14 protein-coding genes and 1 tRNA gene are annotated in these 18187 nt (G+C 58.3%); 9 read left to right on the top strand and 6 right to left on the bottom strand.

The genetic code is table 11. The features are described 5' to 3' along the window. The first annotated feature begins 36 nt into the window (after positions 1 to 36). From PSFL_RS17235 to PSFL_RS17220, 4 genes are all read left to right on the top strand, one after another. Positions 37 to 112 (top strand) — tRNA-Thr (locus PSFL_RS17235). Positions 113 to 561: 449 nt separating this feature from the next. Further along, positions 562 to 1242, top strand: a complete 681-nt coding sequence (locus tag PSFL_RS17230) for a hypothetical protein (protein ID WP_397470317.1) — start codon at positions 562 to 564, stop codon at positions 1240 to 1242. A 38-nt stretch (positions 1243 to 1280) separates the two neighbouring features. After that, on the top strand, positions 1281 to 2324 hold the full coding sequence (locus PSFL_RS17225) for a hypothetical protein (protein ID WP_397470316.1): 1044 nt from the start codon (positions 1281 to 1283) through the stop codon (positions 2322 to 2324). Between the two features lie 494 nt (positions 2325 to 2818). Further along, a complete protein-coding gene (locus tag PSFL_RS17220) occupies positions 2819 to 3109 on the top strand; it encodes a DUF3077 domain-containing protein (RefSeq protein ID WP_057437100.1) in 291 nt (96 codons plus the stop codon). Between the two features lie 43 nt (positions 3110 to 3152). Here PSFL_RS17220 and PSFL_RS17215 read toward each other — a convergent pair whose 3' ends face one another. After that, positions 3153 to 3950 (bottom strand): AraC family transcriptional regulator, encoded by a 798-nt coding sequence (locus PSFL_RS17215; RefSeq protein WP_397470315.1) that lies wholly within the window; start codon positions 3948 to 3950, stop codon positions 3153 to 3155. A gap of 119 nt (positions 3951 to 4069) precedes the next feature. Between PSFL_RS17215 and PSFL_RS17210 the strand changes: the two genes are divergently transcribed. The 4 genes from PSFL_RS17210 to PSFL_RS17195 all read left to right on the top strand — a co-directional run bounded on the left by PSFL_RS17210 (position 4070) and on the right by PSFL_RS17195 (position 8412). Continuing rightward, positions 4070 to 4948: an EamA family transporter gene (locus tag PSFL_RS17210; protein ID WP_057958020.1), complete on the top strand. Its 879-nt coding sequence runs from the start codon at positions 4070 to 4072 to the stop codon at positions 4946 to 4948. A 136-nt stretch (positions 4949 to 5084) separates the two neighbouring features. After that, a complete protein-coding gene (locus PSFL_RS17205) occupies positions 5085 to 6431 on the top strand; it encodes a CHASE2 domain-containing protein (protein WP_397470314.1) in 1347 nt (448 codons plus the stop codon). A gap of 37 nt (positions 6432 to 6468) precedes the next feature. Next, positions 6469 to 6834 carry a hypothetical protein gene (locus tag PSFL_RS17200; protein ID WP_057437096.1) on the top strand — a complete coding sequence of 122 codons (366 nt, stop codon included), beginning with the start codon at positions 6469 to 6471 and terminating at the stop codon, positions 6832 to 6834. Positions 6835 to 6846: 12 nt separating this feature from the next. Further along, complete coding sequence (locus PSFL_RS17195; protein ID WP_397470313.1) at positions 6847 to 8412, top strand: M48 family metallopeptidase; 1566 nt, start codon at positions 6847 to 6849, stop codon at positions 8410 to 8412. A gap of 75 nt (positions 8413 to 8487) precedes the next feature. Here PSFL_RS17195 and PSFL_RS17190 read toward each other — a convergent pair whose 3' ends face one another. Continuing rightward, positions 8488 to 9783: an OprD family porin gene (locus PSFL_RS17190; protein ID WP_397470312.1), complete on the bottom strand. Its 1296-nt coding sequence runs from the start codon at positions 9781 to 9783 to the stop codon at positions 8488 to 8490. A gap of 460 nt (positions 9784 to 10243) precedes the next feature. Here PSFL_RS17190 and PSFL_RS17185 point away from each other — a divergent pair, with 460 nt between their 5' ends. Next, on the top strand, positions 10244 to 12310 hold the full coding sequence (locus tag PSFL_RS17185) for a TonB-dependent receptor (protein WP_397470311.1): 2067 nt from the start codon (positions 10244 to 10246) through the stop codon (positions 12308 to 12310). A gap of 186 nt (positions 12311 to 12496) precedes the next feature. On the opposite strand, the gene PSFL_RS17180 is transcribed toward PSFL_RS17185, so the two are convergent. The 4 genes from PSFL_RS17180 to PSFL_RS17165 form a co-directional block, all read right to left on the bottom strand. Beyond that, a complete protein-coding gene (locus PSFL_RS17180) occupies positions 12497 to 12709 on the bottom strand; it encodes a hypothetical protein (protein ID WP_057437095.1) in 213 nt (70 codons plus the stop codon). 243 nt (positions 12710 to 12952) lie between these two features. Further along, the gene (gene aguA / locus PSFL_RS17175; protein ID WP_057437092.1) at positions 12953 to 14059 is read right to left on the bottom strand and encodes an agmatine deiminase; all 1107 of its coding nucleotides are present in this window, start codon (positions 14057 to 14059) and stop codon (positions 12953 to 12955) included. Between the two features lie 5 nt (positions 14060 to 14064). Beyond that, positions 14065 to 14943, bottom strand: coding sequence for an N-carbamoylputrescine amidase (aguB, locus tag PSFL_RS17170; protein ID WP_057437091.1), 879 nt, complete (start codon positions 14941 to 14943; stop codon positions 14065 to 14067). 211 nt (positions 14944 to 15154) lie between these two features. Then, positions 15155 to 18064 (bottom strand): aminotransferase, encoded by a 2910-nt coding sequence (locus PSFL_RS17165; protein ID WP_397470310.1) that lies wholly within the window; start codon positions 18062 to 18064, stop codon positions 15155 to 15157. Positions 18065 to 18187: the final 123 nt, after the last annotated feature.

Genomic DNA, 18187 nt, shown 5'->3' with positions numbered 1-18187 from the left:
GAACCTTTCCAATCGCTATAATCGTCGCCCTAACACGCCGGTATAGCTCAGTTGGTAGAGCAACTGACTTGTAATCAGTAGGTCCCGGGTTCGACTCCTGGTGCCGGCACCATACAAAACGAAGCCTCCACAGAAATGTGGGGGCTTTGTTGTTTCTGGGGTTTGGTTTTTTTTCCACTCTGCCGTTTACGCCCTCGCCGTCCTCACCTGGCTATTTACCACCCGACGTACTCACTGCCTGCATATTACGGGTGAAAATAAATCCGTCCCCTTTTCCATTGTGCAACCTCGCTGCATTTTTCTTCCAAATTTTGCAATTTGTGAAATTGCCGGTCGGCGGAAGAGACGCCCTGCCCGCCTGGTCTGCAGGGGCAGTTGCACTACATCTGGATTTGCACAAAAAAACGACGCAAACCCCGTCGGCGGGAGGGGGATAAGTGCTTTTTCGTTGGTTTTTTCTTTCGCCATGATTTTTTTTACTAGAAGGCAGCATACTGTCACCTGATTAGAGGATCCGCCGCGCTCCGTCGATGGCGGAAGAAATGCCAGTGAGGGCCAGTCATGCAAGCTGTCGACATCCTGCTAGAAGTAAAAAACCTTCTGGATGAGATATTTTCTAACCAAGCGGTGGTTGCTTTTGTATCTGCTTTATTAGGTGGTTGGTTTACAAGCAATGCCACTAAAAAGGCGCATAAATTCAATGAGGACAAAAGCAAGAAAGAACTGATAGAGAATACAAGAAACTCGCTAAAACTCATTAAAGTAGAATTGCTTTCCGCGTGGACGATATTCAATCAGGAGTACTCGCCGGAGTTAATGGCGTTGCCTGATGGGGAACCCTACATATGTGATTTTGCAATTGGGGACAATCCATTCCCTATCTTTGACTCTTCTCCTTCGTGCCTAGCTAATATTGATCCGGAAACATCTGAAAAAATAGTGCGTGCATACATGCGAGTGAAAGGTTTAATTGCGATGATAAAGCACAATAATGAAAATTCAGAAGTGGTAGCACTAGCCGGGCGCGTCAAACTCGATGCTGTTTTAAACAGCAATATCAGCCTTACTGAAAAAAGCATAGAAGAACATCAAAAATACTATGACAGCTATGTCCACTGGGAGGCAAAAAAAATCGGAATGGGTGAGTATGCCAACGCGATGAAACTTTTAACGAGTGAGCTTATTTCATTACATGAAAGTCTTTTTGTAGATATTGAAAATACCATACAAGAGCTCTCCTAAATCAATAAAACAGACATCAAAAACACATCAGGTGCAAAATGGATTTGTTTTGGTTTTTTTTAGCAATAATATCTCCCGCAGCAGTACCGCTTTTAATTATGATATTTCTAGAGCCTGGCGAAAGCTTTTTGAGTAAGTGTCAATCAACCCTAAAACTAAATTCCCAGGCAGGGTTGCTAGAGCAGAAGATCTTCTGGTTAAGCATCTCAATACCCACATGCTACTTTCTGATGTTCGGAACAATTATCTGGAAAGACTATGTTCCTGATCTATCCAGCACAGGACTAAACGTTTTTATTGGTATCAGTAAATTTCCATTAGCGATGTTATCCATAGCAGTACCACTAGCGGTTACTGTGGCGAGCTTTCACTCAACGCAACAAACCGCAGAGCAAATATCTATTGCAATGAGAAAAAGCAATTTGGAATCGTATTACTTGCATAGAACTGAATTCTTTTCTTATTTTGAGAGATACAAAAAGGCCATATATCTAGATTGCCTCGTAGCAAACTTCGAAGTTAACCCTCGATTATACGACAATTGTTTTAAAGGGAGGCCTGAGGAAGGAACACCAGAAGTCGAAAACGACTTCTTTGTCAGGATTGAAATTTCATTTATGACATTTGAAAAGCATATGGATACAGCAATAAGAGGAAAGCGAGATGAAAGGCAAGTTATCGGTAGCTATTTAATCAACGCATGCCCGAATCTACTCTACCTTAGTGTTACGCTTGGTCTCTCTGAGATATACGAAACGTTATCAGAGAAAGTAAAACTCATCCCGGTCAGTCTAGAGTCAAACGAGGCAAGGCTACATGCTACCTTAGGTGACAGCACCAAAGAGGCCATTGCTGCATATAGATACGCTCGGGATTACTACGATATTTTATGTAAATATGCTGGCAGAGAACTTTATCAACAGGTAGAAGAATATAACTACTTGGCCTGGGGAAAACACCCTGATTTAGAGGGAGGTAATATTGAGTGGTTTCACCGTGAGGTCGCACCTCGCATGCACGCACACGCACAAGTATTAGGTTTAAAAACCAATACAACTCACTTCAATCAAACTATAAAGTAACTGGGGCCAGGGCTCGATACCGTGCCATCAACCTCTCGGCACTATTTGTGAAATAAACTGCATTTTCCGGAGGTGGTGTCGGTCCGTGCGTGTGTCCCGCCGATATTCAGGAGAACTGCTCCACCAGAAAAATCCCACACCCTGCAAGTTGCACCCCATACGCCGGCGCGCTAACCTCCCCAACGTCGCTGCTCATCAGTGACCGGGCGTGGAATCCCGAGTAAGAAGACGCTACAGCGTCGTCAAGCAATCAGCGGGCGCTTTTTTTGTGCCTGTTTTTTGTGCTTTTTTGGCGGCTGTACGTGGGAGGCCCCGTGCCTGCCGAGTCGCTTCTTCTCGGATTCCAACCTGCGTACAGCTGCCACCCTCACGCTTGGAATCGTGACTGGCAGCTCTTTTTGGTTGTACCAAAGGAGCAAGCTTATGCCGTACGAAAAGACCTCAAGACACACTGCACTCCCCGCTTATGGCCTTCCGTATTCCGGAGGCCAGCAATGAACACCTCACCCCCAGCAACCACCCTCGGTGCCGTAACCTTCGCAGACTGTGGCGAAAGCAAACACGATATGAAGGTCTTCCGCGTCAATGCCGGCATTCCCTTCCAGGAAGCCCTTGAACACGCCTCCCACCTGCTCTACTACGCCAATGTTCTCTCGCTCGATGCCGCCATGGATGTAGACGGGGAAAAGTATGCGTTTTCTTCGCACTACCTGGGCGAGATGGGTAAAGCGATCCTCGACGATGTGCTCCTGGCCATGCAGCCCGAGGGGCCTGAGCCGCAGTAAGCCGTTCACGCCCGATGCTGTGCGTCGGGCGCCTAAATGCTCATTAGGCCTGAGCCCAAGCAACCGAATCCTTCGCAAAATACCGACTAGGCACCTCCCCCAACACCCGCCTGAAAACACTCGTAAACGCACTCGAGCTGCTATACCCCAAATCAATCGCCACCCGCGTCACCGACTCCCCATTCCCCAACCTGGCCACCGCCGCCAACAGGCAGGCTTGCTGGCGCCATTCCACAAAGCTGATGCCCGTCTGCTGGCGAAACAAGCGGGTGAAGGTGCGGCGGCTCATGCCGAGGCGTTGGGTCATGTCGTCGATGCTGGTTTCCAGTGATGGCTGTTCCAGCAGGTGACGGCAGATGTTGGCCAGCCGGGGGTCGTTGGGGAGTGGGGCGTTGAGTGACAGGGGGCGCATGTCGGCTATTTCGTCGAGCAGCAGGGTCATCAGGCGGCCATGCAGATGGTCCTTTTCGTACAGCGCCGGTATGTCGATGGCGCGGGTCAGCAGCTCGCGCAGCAGCGTCGATATGCCGAATACCTGGCACTGCGCGGGCAGGTTCAGGCGGGTTGCAGCGTGGGGGCGGATGTAGGTGTTGAGCATGGTCACCGGGCCGCTCATGCTCATTTCGTGGGGCACGCCCGCCGGGACCCAGATGGCGCGGTGGGGTGGCACCACCCAGTTGCCCTGTTGGGTGAAGACGGTGATCACGCCGCAGGCGGCGTAGGCGAATTGCCCGCGGCGATGGGTATGCACCGCAAAGTGCTGGCCATCGGCATAGTCGTTGGCGGTGACTACGGCGTCGCGGGGGGTGTTTTCGTAGGGGTCGATGTCAGTTTGGCGCATGGCCCGAATTTAATGATTTATGACCTGATAGTGCAAGCGAGCCATCGCGCCTATTGCGCATAGTTGCGCCTTGGCTGGCGCACACAGGTGCCGGCGCTGCTTTGTGGAATCAGAACACCATGCAAAAGAAGCATCTGGCCCTGGCCGTGTTGGTGACGGCTGTCTGGGGGCTGAATTTTCCGATTACCAAGTTGGGGCTGGCGGGGGTTGATCCGCTGTTGTTGACTGCACTGCGCTTTACGTTGGCGGCGTTGCCGTGGGTATTTTTTGTGCGGCGCCCGGCCATTGCCATGAAGTGGTTGGTGGCCTACGGGCTGATTTTCGGGGTGGCAATGTGGGCCTTGATCAACCTGGGGATTGAATGGGGTGTACCGCCAGGCACGGCAGCCTTGTTGATCCAGTTCAGTGCGTTTTTTACCCTGGGTTGGGGGGTGTTGTTGTTTCGCGAGCAACTGAGCGTCGGCCAGATCCTCGGGGTGGGGCTGGCGGCTGTAGGACTGGTCGGTATTATCGCCAGCAGTCCGGGCGAGGCGACAACCCTGGGTTATGGCCTGTTGCTGGTAAGTGCGTTCAGTTGGAGTGTGGGCAACGTCATCATCAAGCAATCAAAAGTGCGCGAGATGTTTGCCTTTGTGGTGTGGGCCAGTCTGTTCCCGCCGCTGCCGTTGTTACTGCTGACGTGGCTGGCCCATGGATCGGCGCCGTTCACTGCGCTGGTCACCCATATGGAGTGGTTGACGGTGTTCTCGCTGTTGTTCCAGGTGTACGCGGCCACGCACTTTTGTTACTGGGGCTGGAACCTGCTGCTGCGCGAGTACCCGGTCTCCAAAGTGGCGCCGTTGTCGTTGCTGATCCCGGTGTTTGGCGTCACCGGCTCCATGCTGTTGCTGGGGCATCAGGTCGATCTCAACGAGGGAATCTCGATTGCGCTGATTTTGTCGGCCTTGGCAGTAGGGCTGGTGAAATCGCGCCCAGCGAGGACGTCATCTGCCGCTTGATGCCAAGGGCGATGCGCGCGAGATGGCATTTAGCCATATTTCTAATTGACACCCCCCTCCCCGTCCTTTAAAACCCATGCATTCGCTGCGGGAACCCTGCCCCCAACAGCACCCGCCGTTTTTTATCGAGACATGGATGTCGAAGAACCCGCCGCTTTTTAATCGTCGTCGCTATTTGCTCGCGTTTTTTATCGTGTTGCTGGCGGTGCTCGACCCTTTCGGCCTGGCCAGTTCCAGTGACAAGGCATCCGCCCAGTGGCTCAACCGGATGTTCTCCAGCAATTACCCGAGCACCGGCCAGCAACATATCACCGTGGTGTTGATCGACGACGCCTACCTGATGCGCAACAACACCTCATGGCCGATGCCGTATAGCGAGCAGAGCAAGTTGTTCAAGCGCTTGCTGGCCTACAAGCCCAAGGCGGTGTTTGTGGATTTGCTGTACAGCCACGATCACTCCCTGGGCGACCCGACGCGGGGCAGCCAGTTGTTGGCGAATGTGTTCGAGCGCTATCAGCGCCGGGGCATTCCGTTGCTGCTGGCCAACACCGGGGTGACACGGGGCGAGAATGGGCAGGCCAATACCCTTGAGCAATTTGCCGCGTTCAGCCAGCCAGGGCTGGTGGTCTGGGACGGTGTGGACGACAAGTACCCCTTGGCGATGCCGACCGCGCTGGGGGTAATGGAAACCCCGGCCCTGGCGCTGTACCGCCAGTTCTGCAAGGGCCAGCCGTGTGCCGACCAACTGCCGCGGGATGCTGAAGCCGCTGCACAGCTACAACCGATCGCCGTGCAGTGGGGCTTGAAGCTGGCGCCGCAGCAGGCGCAGATCGCGGATATCCGGCACTGCGCACCACCGCGCAACTTTGTGCTGGATGGGGTGGCGCAATTGTTCCAGGCGGTGTTCTGGAAACTCGACGACTCCGCCCAGGCCCGCTGCCCGTATAGCCTGACCCTGTCGGCCAGCGACCTGGAGGTCAGCTCGCCGGAAGACCAGGCGTTGGTGGCCGGGTTGCTGCGCGACCGGCTGGTGATGGTCGGGGCCAGTATCACATCCACCGGCGACCTGGTGCAGTCGCCCGTGCATGGCCTGATCCCCGGGGTGTACCTGCATGCCATGGCTTTGGACAACCTGATCAACAAGGGCATGGATTACGACCGCGAGCCGGCCAATTTCCCGAGGTTGAACCTGCACTGGGTAGACGTCCTGGAGCTTGGGCTGCTGGCGCTGATTATCGTGCTCAAGGCCCTGCATGCCCGGCGCCTGGCCGGTTTGCAAACCTGGACTCGCTGGCGGGATCAAGAAACCCGCTTCTTCACCTCGCCCTACCCGTCGTGGGGGCTGGTGATGCTGGTGCTGCTGGCTGTGTGCGGGGTGCTGTATCTGAACCACATCACCCTGGTCAACGTGCTGGGTATTGTTTTGCTGTCATTGGCGCTGTTCAGCGAGCGGATCGAAGCTTTCTTCGACCGTGGCCGCTGAGGGTGCCGCCATGTCGTCTCACTCAAGGAAACCAAGGATGAACAGAATCCTCATCGTGTTACTCGCCGCGCTCTACAGCCAGGGTGTACTGGCCGAAACCCACGTCATCAAGGAGTTCCTGGCCGACCCGGTGGAGGTGGTGGACGAGCAGGGCAAGCTGCAGCGGGAAATCGCCCGCAAAGACACCCCCAAGCAACCCGTTCAGGTGTTGAAACTCAACAAGGAACTGGAACTGGTCCAGGTGGAACTGGCTGGGCAGAAAGTCTGGCTGGATACCGGGGACCTGCGCATCGAGCCGCCCTTCCACGTCACCGAACTGCCGTGCCAGCTCATGCCCCAAAGCCTGGCCAAGGACAGTAACAACAAGTCCACCCTCGGCTACGGTGCCGGCTGCAATCAATAAGGGAGTATCGCGGTGAAGGGATATCTATTGCTGGCCAGTGCATTGCTCAGCGGCTGCGCCACCTTGAAGGGGGCAGACCAGGCGTTTATGAACCTGGTGGGGCCATCGACGCAGTCGCGCGTCGAAGGCCACTATGTGGATAACGCCGACGTGCGCCAGTACTACAAGCTCGACCCGCAGCGCGCGGGCCAGCAGCGCTTGAGCTACGACGGGCGCACCGTACCTGCCGCCGAGGCACGCCAGCAGAACCTGGTGGATATCCCGATGCTGCAGGTGTACTTGCAGGGCATCGTCACGCGCCTGGCCAAGGGCTGGCCGGGGCAGTTGCCGCTGTTGCAGGTGAAGATCACCGACAGCTACACCTTCGGGCCGTCGGCGGACCCGTACGGCAATATCTTCGTGCCCCTGGGCATGCTGGAGAACGTCGGCAGCGAAGATGAAATCGCCGCCATGCTCGGCCATGAAATGAGCCATGTGCTGTTGCATCACCATGACCGCGCCGCTGCCTTCCAGCAGCAGAAGGATATGTTCACCACCGTGGCGTCCACAGTGGCCCTGGCAACCGTGGCGGCCAACACCGGGGTGGACCGCAGTTCGGGCACCATGAAACTGTTCAGCAAAGACCCGGCCGGCACGCAAAAAACCATCGGCAATACTGTGCTGTATACCTCGCTGGCCAACAGTTTTTCCGACAACGTGTGGAGCACTGCGTGGGGCCGCAGCCAGGAAGACCAGGCCGATCTGCTCGGCACCGACCTGATGATCCGGGCCGGCTACGCGCCCCGTGCGGCCACCCACAGCCTGGAGCGCCTGAATGATTTCCAGGGCAAGCAGAAACCATTGCTGACGGGCTTTCTCACCGCCCGCAAGGACGCGATGCAAGACTCATTGCAGCAGTTCAACCTCGACCGCTTTACCAAGGAGCTGGACGTGCTGGTCAAGGACGGCCTGACCAATACCATCACCGCTACCACCGATTACTTCAACCGCTCCCACATGTCCGCCATCGACCGTGACACCGAGCTGCGCCAGTACCTGCAACGCGAGTACCGCAAGGAGCGCCGCGCCCGGGTCAACACCACGAACTGGCCGAAGGTGCGTGACGCCGCCCCTGTGGCCAAGGCCATGCAGGGTTACAAGGACGCCTACGCCGCCACCGCCGCCCTGGCAAAAAACAAGGTGCCCGAGGCCGATGCGTTTATCCGGCGCGCCTTGAGCTCGCCGGTCAAGGACCAGCCGAACATCCGCCGCACCGCCTACGCCGTGCGCCTGGCCCAGGGCAAAAACGCCGAGGCGCTCCAGCAATTGCAGGCGATCAGGGACTGGTCCCTGGCCGGGCCTTCGACCTATGACTTGATGATCAGCTACTACCTCAAGCGCGGCGATGGCAAGGCCGCGCTGGCCATGATCGACACAGCCGAGCGCCACCTGGGTTCGGAAGAGTTGTTTATCACCGAGAAGCTGCTGGCCAATCAGCAACTGCAGAACACCCAACAGGTGCAAAGCGTACTGCGCAAATGCGGGCAGTACCCGACACGCAAGGCCAACTGCCAGAAGTTGGCGCAGGTCAAGGCGTAGGGTTTCAGGCAGCCATAAAAAAACCCCGACACGTCGGGGTTTTTTATTGCCTGGTATCAGGCACGACGCACGATCTTAGAACACGTTGATCGGGTAGTCGGCGAACAGACGGATTTCGTTACCACCAACGTTGTAGTTGTTGGCGTTGGTCGAAACACGCAACCAGGAGGCACGGGCACGCAGGCTCAGGTCTTTAGCCGGGCCGCTCTGTACCACGTACTTGAACTGGTTGAAGATTTCACGCTCGGTGCCATCGCCACGGTTGCTACCGTCGTCGATGTTGGTGCCGCGCACGTAAGCGATGTTGTAGCTCAGGCCCGGTACGCCAAAGGTGCTGAAGTCAATGCCGTAGCCGACCTGCCAGGAGCGCTCGTCTTTACCGTTGAAGTCAGACCAGAAGGAGTTGGCCAGCAGGATGGTGTTACCACCGTCGCCGATACCACTACCCTTGGTGTTGTTACGGTAGCCGCCGTACATGTAGCCGGTGTCACCGGTGCTGCGCTGGTGTGCCAGGGTCAGGCTGTGCGGACCGAAGGCCCAAGTGGCGCCCAAACTCCAGATTTTATTGTCGCGAGCGTCGGCATCACCTTGAGTCAGCTGGGCGAAGCTCTTGTCCAGCTTGGTCTTGTAGCCGTTGAAGTCAAACGTCAGGGACTGCTCTTGCGGCAGGGCCAGCACGTAGTTGACATTGACGTATTGCTTCTTCAGCACGTCTTCCATGTCGGATGCGTACAGCGCGGCCGACAGGCTTTCGGTGAATTTGTAGCTACCGCCCAGGTAAGCGATGTTTTTCAGGTTGCCGCTGTCGGTGCCTTCGGCGCCTTTTTGGGCTTCCTTGGTGAAGTAACCGCCTTGCAGCTCCAGACCCTTGATCTCTTTGGAAACGATCGAGGTACCGGTGTAGGTTTCCGACAACAGACGGGAGTTGTCGTACTGCAGGACCGGCACGGCTGGCATCTGGTCACCGTACTTCAGTACGGTGCTGGAGATGCGTGCCTTGACGGCTGCGCCGCCCTTGGCCAGGTCGTGTGGTGCTGCGCCGCTGTCGCCTTGCTTGAAGAAGTTGATGCCACCAGCGCCGCTGCGACCTTTACCACCGTCCAGACGGATGGCGTATTGGCCGATCACGTCCACACCCACACCGACGGTGCCTTGGGTGAAGCCGGACTCAAACTTACCGATAAAGCCTTGGCCCCATTCAGCTTTATCTTTACCGCCGTCTTTGTAATCGCGGCTGATATACGCATTACGCGCCGCGATGTTCAGGTGGCTGTCTTCCACGAAGCCCTTGGATTGCTCCTGGTCGTTTGCCATTGCCTGAGTAGCGCTCAAAATCCCCAGAGCAATCAGACCCATCCGTTTATTCAACATTTTCTTATTCCTTATTACTGGTTGAGTACGCGCTGTGACACCTGGCTCCATTTGGCTTTTTTGGTATCAATTTTCCCCGGATAAAAAAAGGCCCGCGGACGACCGAATATGCCGCGGGCCTTTTTTTATAGGGAAGTCATGGCGGTTAGCCACAGGCGTTGAGGCGAATCCTATCCGCGCCCTCAGCCGCATGTCAATTTCGTGAATCGTCTGTATTTAGGCAAAAAAAGTCTAAGCGATATTATTTAGCCATTATTTACGCGATATATACGCTCGGCCAATTCATCGCCTGAATAAGCCGCTGGTGGGTAACGCATTTTCCCCTGCGGCGTAAAATTCCATAAAAAACACATCTTGAAACATTTGTTTTCGCGGAAGGTCGAGGAATGATTAACGCGCGCAAATAGCAAGCATTATCATTCGCGCGTTTTCTTCCTCCTTCTTACGGATGCGCCCCTCGATGCCTGCCTCTCGCCTGACGCCCATAACCCTTGGGCTTTCCGCACTGCTGTGCGCCGGATTTGCCTGCGCCGCGACCACACTGCCCGCCACCTCCATCAGCGCCGAAGCTGACGAGGACGACCCGCGCGTCAAAGACACCAACACCGCCACGCGCACAAGCACGCCGGTGCGCTACGTGCCCCAGGCGATCGACTCGGTAAAGACCGAGAACCTGCGCGCCTACGGCACCAACGACCTGGGCCAGGCCCTGAGTGGCATCCCCAACGTCAGCAGCGGCGCCGACACGCGCTTCGACAGTTTGCGCATCCGTGGCTTCGAAGCCAGCAACGACTTCTACCTCGATGGCATTCGCGACGACAGCCAGTACGTGCGCGACCTGCACAACATCGAACGCATCGACGTGCTAAAGGGCCCCGCCGCCGTGTTGTACGGCCGTGGTGGCCAGGGCGGGATCGTCAACCGCGTCAGCAAATTGCCCCAGGCCGGGCGTGCTTCCAGCCTCGAGGCCCAGGGCGGCACGAACGGGCTGCGCAGTCTGTACACCGACTTGAGCGCTGACCCGACCGAGAACATCAGCCTGCGCCTGAACATGGGCAACGAGGACACCGACAGCTTCCGCGACGGCATCAGCGGCAACCGCAAACTGTTCGCGCCGTCGATAAGCTGGCAACTGACCCCGCAACTGAACTGGCTGGTGCAATACGAATACAGCCGCTACGACCGCACCCCGGACCGTGGCATCCCCGGCGTGCGCGGGCGCCCGGCCGATGTGAGCCGCGACACCACCTACGGCGACCCACGGGACTATATCGACGACACCACCCAATCCCTGCGCTCCAAGCTCGCCTATGAACTCAACGACAGCTGGCAACTGCGCCACACCCTGGGCGTGTTCAAGCTCGACAGTGACTTCGACAACACCTACCTGACCGGCTACAACCCCGTGACCAACATGGTCGGGCGCCAGCGCTGGCAGCAAGACCTGACGACGCGCAACGTATTCAATAACGTCGAACTCGAAGGTGGCTTCAATACCTTTGGCCTGGAACACCGCCTGCTGACCGGCGTGGAGCTGGGCAGCCAGCGCCGTGATCCGAAGTTGTACAGTGGCCAGGGCGTCCCGGCGCTGGATCTGAACCACCCCAACCGCCACCTGAGCCATACCGGGCCGATGACGATCTCGAGCAACAACCACACCGAGGTCGAAAGCCAAGGCCTGTATGTGCAGGACCAACTGCGCCTGAACGATCAGTGGCAGTTGCTCGCAGGTTTGCGCTACGACCGTTTTGAAGTGGACACCACCAATAAAATCATCAACCTGCGCAAAAAGGTCGACAGCCACAACACCAGCCCCCGGCTGGGCGTGGTGTGGACGCCGGTGGAGAACCATTCGTTCTACGCGTCATGGAGCAAGACGTTTTCCCCCACCGGGGGCGGCCTGATCGGCATCACCCCGAATGCGACGGACAATACCAATGACCTGAGCCCCGAGCTGACCAAGCAAAAGGAAATCGGGGTCAAGAGCGACTGGCTCGACGACCGCTTGAGCACCACCCTCGCCGTGTATGAACTGGAGCTCTACAACCGCCGCACCCGCGACCCGGAGAAGCCACTGATCACCCTGCTCAGCGGAATCCAGCGTTCCCGTGGTATCGAGCTGACCACCACCGGCAAAATCGTCGGCAACTGGTATGTACGCGGCGGCATCGGCGTGCAGGATGCCAAGGTGGTGAAAGACAACAATGGCTTTGAAGGCAAACGCATCAGCGACGTGGCCAAGCGCAACGCCAGCCTGTTCGTTACCTGGAAACCGGAAATGGGCTGGTACGCCGAAACCGGCCTGACCCTGGTGGGTGATCGTTATGCCGATAACGCCAACACCGTGGTGTTGCCGGGCTATGGCCGCTGGGACGCCCTGGCCGGGTTCCGGCACAAGGACTGGGATGTGGAGGCGGCGCTCAATAACATCAACGACAAGACGTACTACGCGTCGGCGACCAGCGCCAACCAGATCCAGTTTGGTGAGCCGCGCAGCCTGGTGGTAACGGGGACGTACAACTTCTAAGCCACATGCGGCTCATGGGGGAGCGGGCTTGTCGGATCGCCGCATCGCCGCGAAGACGTCGGCCCAGCCAACATTGATGTTGACTGACCCACTGCTTTCGCGAGCAAGCCCACTCCCACAGAGGATCTGCGCTTAACTGACTGGCATTAGGGCAAGCCCGCTCCCACACTTGCAGATCAGTGTCAGTCAGTTGCGGATCAATTCGCACAGCACCTGCACTTCATCCTCACTGAACAACCCCAGCGGGTAGCGCTCACTCATCACCCTGCGTGGATCAGCCTGCCGGATCCGGCGCGAGCCGTTTGCCTTCAACCAAAGTGCCAGCGTGTGAATCGCGTCACCTCGCACGACCGAAGGATGGGGCGCGCGTGTATAGACCAGGTTGATATCGGCGTTCATTTCAGCGCTCTCTCCTACTGCTTGAGCGGCTAACTTACTCAAGGTTTATGACAGAACTGTGCAGTCACAAACCCCGATCACTGTCACCACGCCGATACAAGAGCTATGCCAATAAGCCCGATTTACGGGCTTGCACACACAAAAAAGCCCACGGCCCCAATGGGCCGTGGGCTTGCTGTTATTGCCCAGTGCAGTGGCTGGCGATCAGCCGTCGTACGGCGAAATCGCCTGTTACAAGTGCACTCAGTTTTTGTGCGGCGCGGGCTGTTGTTGGGTCAGACAGTGGATATTGCCGCCCCCCAGTAACAGTTCACGACCTGGCACCATCACCACTTCATGTTGCGGGAACAGACCCTGAAGGATTTCCTCGGCGCGACTGTCCAGCGGGTCGTCAAAACTCGGCGCGATGATGCCGCCGTTGACGATCAGAAAGTTGACGTAGGAACCGGCCAAACGCACGGTCGGATTACGCTCCTGGGAACCGTCCACCGGATCGACACCGGCGCACTCTTCCTCAGTGGCGTACAACGGCCCCGGGATCGGCATTTTATGTACGATAAACGCGCGGCCCTTGGCGTCTGTGCTGTTTTGCAGCACGTCCATGGCGGCATGGCAGCGCGCATAGTTCGGGTCTTGCGGGTCGTCGGTCCAGGCCAGCAATACTTCGCCCGGGCGCACGTAGCAGCAGAAGTTATCCACATGGCCGTCGGTTTCGTCGTTGAACAGACCGTCGGGCAGCCAGATGATCTTATCCACAGCCAGGTTGGCGCTGAGGACCGCTTCGATCTCTTCGCGGCCCAGGTGCGGGTTGCGATTACGATTAAGCAGGCATTCCTCGGTGGTGATCAGCGTGCCTTCACCATCAACGTGGATCGAGCCGCCCTCCAGCACAAAACCTTCGGTGCGATAACGCGGGCTGCGCTCGATCTCAAGGATCTTGCCGCCCACCTGGGAATCGCGGTTCCACGGCGCATACAAGCCACCGTCAAACCCGCCCCAGGCGTTGAAATCCCAGTTCACGCCACGCACTTCGCCCTGGTCATTGATCACGAAGGTCGGCCCGCTGTCGCGTACCCACGCATCGTCGCTGGACATCTCCACCACTCGGATATTCGGCACATCCAGGCGCGCCCGGGCGTTTTCGTACTGGCCGGCGGAGACCGCAACCGTCACCGGTTCAAAACGCGCAATGGCCTTGGCCACTGCCGCATGGGCCGCCTGCGCCGGCTTGCCGCCCAGGCGCCAGTTGTCGGGGCGCTCGGGCCAGATCATCCAGGCCTGGGTCTGGGGCGCCCACTCGGCTGGCATATAAAAGCCGTCAGCGCGAGGCGTGCTGTGCAAAGTGGTCATGGCGATCAGGACTCCAGGGAACCGTCGAGGGTCTTGAGCGCGCCGTACAGGTTCGGCCGGCGATCACGGAACGAGCCCCACGCGCTGCGGATGTGCTCCAGCTCATCGAGGTCGAAGCTGTGCACCAGGATGCCTTCTGCGGTTTCGTTGAGCTCTTCGACTTTTTCGCCGAACTGGTTGGCAATGAACGACGAGCCGTAGAAGGTAATGTCGTAGCCGTCCTGCTCTTCGTTGCCGATGCGGTTACTGGCGATCAGCGGCATCAGGTTGGCGCCGGCATGGCCTTGTTGCACGCGCTGCCAGTGGTCGCGGGACGAAATGGTCTTGTCGTGTGGCTCGCTGCCGATGGCGGTCGGGTAGAACAGGATCTCTGCACCTTGCAGCGCCATGCTGCGGGCGCATTCCGGGAACCACTGGTCCCAGCAGATGCCCACGCCGATCTTCGCGTAGCGGGTGTTCCACACTTTGAAGCCGGTATCACCCGGGTTGAAGTAGTACTTTTCGTGGTAGCCAGGGCCATCCGGGATGTGGCTTTTACGATAAATCCCGAGGTTGGAGCCGTCGGCGTCGATGATCGCGATGCTGTTGAAACGCGCACGGCCAGCCAGTTCGAAGAAGCTGATCGGCAGCACCACTTGCAGTTCCTTGGCGATTTTCTGGAAGTGCTTGATGGCCACGTTGTCGTCAACCGAGGTCGCCAGTTGCAGATAGTCCGGGTTAGGCTTCTGGCAGAAGTACGGGCTTTCGAACAGTTCCTGGATCAGGATGATCTGCGCGCCTTTGGCGGCGGCCTCACGGACCAGCTTTTCAGCGGTCTCGATATTGGCTTCGAGGTCCCAGGAACAAGCCATCTGGGTAGCGGCGACGGTAACGATACGGCTCATGAATCATCTCCTGGGCGGTGGTCAGCGGCCAGGATAACCAGGGCCGATGACAGAAAGGGGAATGCTGCGCGACTTTATAGCGGATAAAAATCGGCTTTTAAAGCACGCAAACATCCGACTATCTAAAAAACTCAAAATATTCCCGATAACAATCGGCTTTAAAAGTGAAACCCCAATCAACTGTGGGAGCATTTCAATTTATTGAAGGGGGTTACAACCCTTCATCCAGCACCTTCGACAACATGTCGACAAAGAAATCCACACTGCGTTTAGACGTGACCATCGGCGGCTTGATCTTGAGGATGTTCAAATAGTCCCCGGTCGGCTGCATAAAAATCCCCAGCTCACGCAAGCGATCACACAGCTTGGCGGTTTCTTGCGTCGCCGGCTCCAGAGTCTGCCGGTCCCGCACCAACTCCAGCCCCAGATAAAAGCCCGAGCCATGCACCGCCCCCACCAGCGGATGGCGCTCGATCAGCGCCTCGAGCCGCGCCTTGAAGTGCCCGCCGACCACCTGGGCGTTTTCCCAGAGCTTTTCTTGCTCCATCACATCCAGCACCGCCAGACCAATCTGGCAACTGACCGGGCTGCCGCCGGAGGACGAGAAGAAGTACCCTTCGGCCTCCAGCGCTTCGGCGATTTCCCTGCGGGTAATCACCGCACCCAACGGCTGGCCGTTACCCATGCCCTTGGCCATGGTGATGATGTCCGGCACCACGCCCTGCTCTTCAAAGCCCCAGAAGAAATGGCCCATGCGCCCATAGCCGACCTGCACTTCATCGGCGATACACACCCCACCCTGGGCGCGCACCAGGGCATACACCTGCTGCAAATAGCCCGGTGGCAGGGAGATGCCACCGGCATTGCCATATACCGGTTCGCAGATAAAGCCCGCCAACTGGCGCTGGCTGGCGGCGATTTTCGCCAGGTTGTGCTCAACGCTGCGCACGTAATCCGGTGCAGTGTCCGGGCCACGGAATTCGCCGCGATAGGTATTGGGCGCGGTCACGGGGTGCACCCAGTCGGGCCGGCTGCTCAGGGCCTGGGGGTTGTCGGCGATCGAGGTGGACACCGCATCGGCCGCCACCGACCAGCCGTGATAGGCCTCCAGCACACTGAGCATGTCGCGCCCGCCGCTGTAGGCCCAGGCCAGGCGGATCGCCAGGTCGTTGGCTTCGGTGCCACTGTTGACCAGGAACACGCGGTCCATGGACTCGGGCGCCAGCGCCAGCAGACGCTCGGAAAACTCGGCAATTGCGGCGTAATGAAAGCGTGAGTTGGTGTTGAGCAGCGACCACTGCCGCGCCGCCACCTGGGCCATGCGCGGATGGCCGTGGCCCAGTACCGCGACATTGTTGAGCATGTCCAGGTACGAGCGGCCCTGCATGTCGATCAGATGATTGCGCCAGCCACGCTCGATGCGCGGCGGGTCGACGTAATAGTGCTTCTGCGAGCGGGCGAAGCTGGCATCGCGCCGGGCCAGCAAGGCTTCTGGATCCACCTCCGGCTCGGCGTCACAGGCCAGGCCCAGCAGCGTCGCCGGCGATGGGCACAACGCCTGCCAGGCCGCAGCGCGGGACGGCGTGCAGAACAATGGCGGATCAAGGTCAACCCGGCACAGTTGCACGGTCAATGCCCCGCACGCCTCCCCCAGGACCTGGCCTTTGAGCACCGCGGCACCGGGTTGCAAGGCATTTTTCAGGCCCTGTAGCCGTACATTCAGTTGCGCGCTATGCAGACTTAATACGCCATCGGCGGTGCAGCGCAGGATGCCGGCGAACGGCGCCTCTACGACGCTGCCCTGGGGCACATACAGTTCGACGTGCAGAGCGAACGTGTGCGGTTCGCTCGCGCAGTCCGGGCGCGTGCGGGACAAGCGATACTGGCCATAACGACTGGCCGCCAAGCCGTGGACCGTTGCAGCCTGCTGCAATAGATGTTGGTCGATGCCAGGGGTTTCCCAGTTTCCGGCTTCGAAATGTTCACTGAGTACACCCAGGTCGATCAGCGCGAACTCGCGCCCCACCAGGCCCGGCAGCAGCGGGGCAAAGCCTTCGCCGGCCACTGGTTTGGGGGTTGCACCGACGCACGCCTGGATCGCCGCCTCCATCAATTCAAACGGCACCGAGGTGGCAACGTGGAAAATTTCCCACTCGTGCTCGGCATTCTTCAACAGGTAAGAGTTATCTGGGTCCAGGCGCTGCTGCTGTTCGCTGCTCAGGACTAGAACCGCCGCACGGGCCACAATCAGCGGCCACAACGCCTGCAATTCCTGGGGTTGCAAAGGGGTCAATGCGTGACAGGCCTGGATCGCCGGCAGGATCGCAAACGGGTCGCCGTCAGCGTGGTGCAGTAAAGCGGCGCAGGTCACCGACAGGTCGGCAATCCGCCAGGTATGCACCAAATCACCGAAGTCGATAACGCCCTGCACCTGCCAATGCCGCTCGGCATCCCGCTGCCACACCACGTTGTCATCGGTGATATCCATATGCACCGCCTGCCACGGCAATTGCTCGGCCAGGGGGCGCAGGCGCTGCTCGACCTGGGCGGCGACCTGTTCCAGGGCCGTACGCTGGGGCAGGTTGTCGAGTGTCGAGAGTAAATGACGGATCAGTTCCAGGGCGTGGCGCGGGTCCCACTGCAGGGTGCGCTCCAGGCCCTCATGGGCGAGCCCGGCCAATGCACGGCTCATCTGCCCGCACAGCTGGCCAAACCCGGCGATCAGCTCACGGCCCAGGTGCGGCAGGTGGGTCAGCGGCTGGCCGTCGATATAGTCCAGCACCCGCAGGTGCACCGCCTGCCCGGCCACCGTCAGGCTCAGCAGTTGCTCGCCATCAAGGGTACTGATGACCGTGGGCACCCGAACCGCCGCCTGTGCCTGCAGGTGCGCCAGGGCGGCGTGCTGGGCGTGCAGCTCGACGGCAGCATACTCGCCACGGCAGATTTTCAGGACGAAGCGGCCCCGGTCACTGTCGACCCGGTAATTGAGGTCTTGCTGGCTGCCCAGGGACTGCAGCGTGCCACTGAGGCCGTAATGTTGCTCAAGCAACTGCAAGGCTTGCTCCGGCCCGACTTGAGGGCACGGCAAACTGGCGCGGTGGATCAATGTATCGAGCAACATGTGACGGCCCCTGGTTTTTTTGTCCGGCGCTTATATCGCCATTGTTAATAGGTCGGATGCAACCCTAGCCCATTGTGATGGTCTTCTTTGAGCACGCAAGCCGGGCCAATCTGACCACCGCCC

Source organism: Pseudomonas sp. DD1 (genome assembly GCF_044510355.1).
In the GTDB taxonomy this organism is placed as follows: Bacteria; Pseudomonadota; Gammaproteobacteria; order Pseudomonadales; family Pseudomonadaceae; genus Aquipseudomonas; species Aquipseudomonas shahriarae.
Note: the sequence above shows the minus strand (reverse complement) of the source record. Positions and strands in the feature narration are given on the sequence as shown.

What these genes read in the sequence shown, in the direction of transcription:
- PSFL_RS17220 (WP_057437100.1), top strand. Translation starts at nt 2,819, where the DNA reads ATGAACACCTCACCCCCAGCAACCACCCTCGGTGCCGTAACCTTCGCA.
- PSFL_RS17185 (WP_397470311.1), top strand. Translation starts at nt 10,244, where the DNA reads ATGCCTGCCTCTCGCCTGACGCCCATAACCCTTGGGCTTTCCGCACTG.
- PSFL_RS17165 (WP_397470310.1), bottom strand. Translation starts at nt 18,064, where the DNA reads ATGTTGCTCGATACATTGATCCACCGCGCCAGTTTGCCGTGCCCTCAA.
- PSFL_RS17210 (WP_057958020.1), top strand. Translation starts at nt 4,070, where the DNA reads ATGCAAAAGAAGCATCTGGCCCTGGCCGTGTTGGTGACGGCTGTCTGG.
- PSFL_RS17200 (WP_057437096.1), top strand. Translation starts at nt 6,469, where the DNA reads ATGAACAGAATCCTCATCGTGTTACTCGCCGCGCTCTACAGCCAGGGT.
- PSFL_RS17190 (WP_397470312.1), bottom strand. Translation starts at nt 9,783, where the DNA reads ATGTTGAATAAACGGATGGGTCTGATTGCTCTGGGGATTTTGAGCGCT.
- aguA (WP_057437092.1), bottom strand. Translation starts at nt 14,059, where the DNA reads ATGACCACTTTGCACAGCACGCCTCGCGCTGACGGCTTTTATATGCCA.
- PSFL_RS17180 (WP_057437095.1), bottom strand. Translation starts at nt 12,709, where the DNA reads ATGAACGCCGATATCAACCTGGTCTATACACGCGCGCCCCATCCTTCG.
- PSFL_RS17230 (WP_397470317.1), top strand. Translation starts at nt 562, where the DNA reads ATGCAAGCTGTCGACATCCTGCTAGAAGTAAAAAACCTTCTGGATGAG.
- PSFL_RS17205 (WP_397470314.1), top strand. Translation starts at nt 5,085, where the DNA reads ATGTCGAAGAACCCGCCGCTTTTTAATCGTCGTCGCTATTTGCTCGCG.
- PSFL_RS17225 (WP_397470316.1), top strand. Translation starts at nt 1,281, where the DNA reads ATGGATTTGTTTTGGTTTTTTTTAGCAATAATATCTCCCGCAGCAGTA.
- PSFL_RS17215 (WP_397470315.1), bottom strand. Translation starts at nt 3,950, where the DNA reads ATGCGCCAAACTGACATCGACCCCTACGAAAACACCCCCCGCGACGCC.
- aguB (WP_057437091.1), bottom strand. Translation starts at nt 14,943, where the DNA reads ATGAGCCGTATCGTTACCGTCGCCGCTACCCAGATGGCTTGTTCCTGG.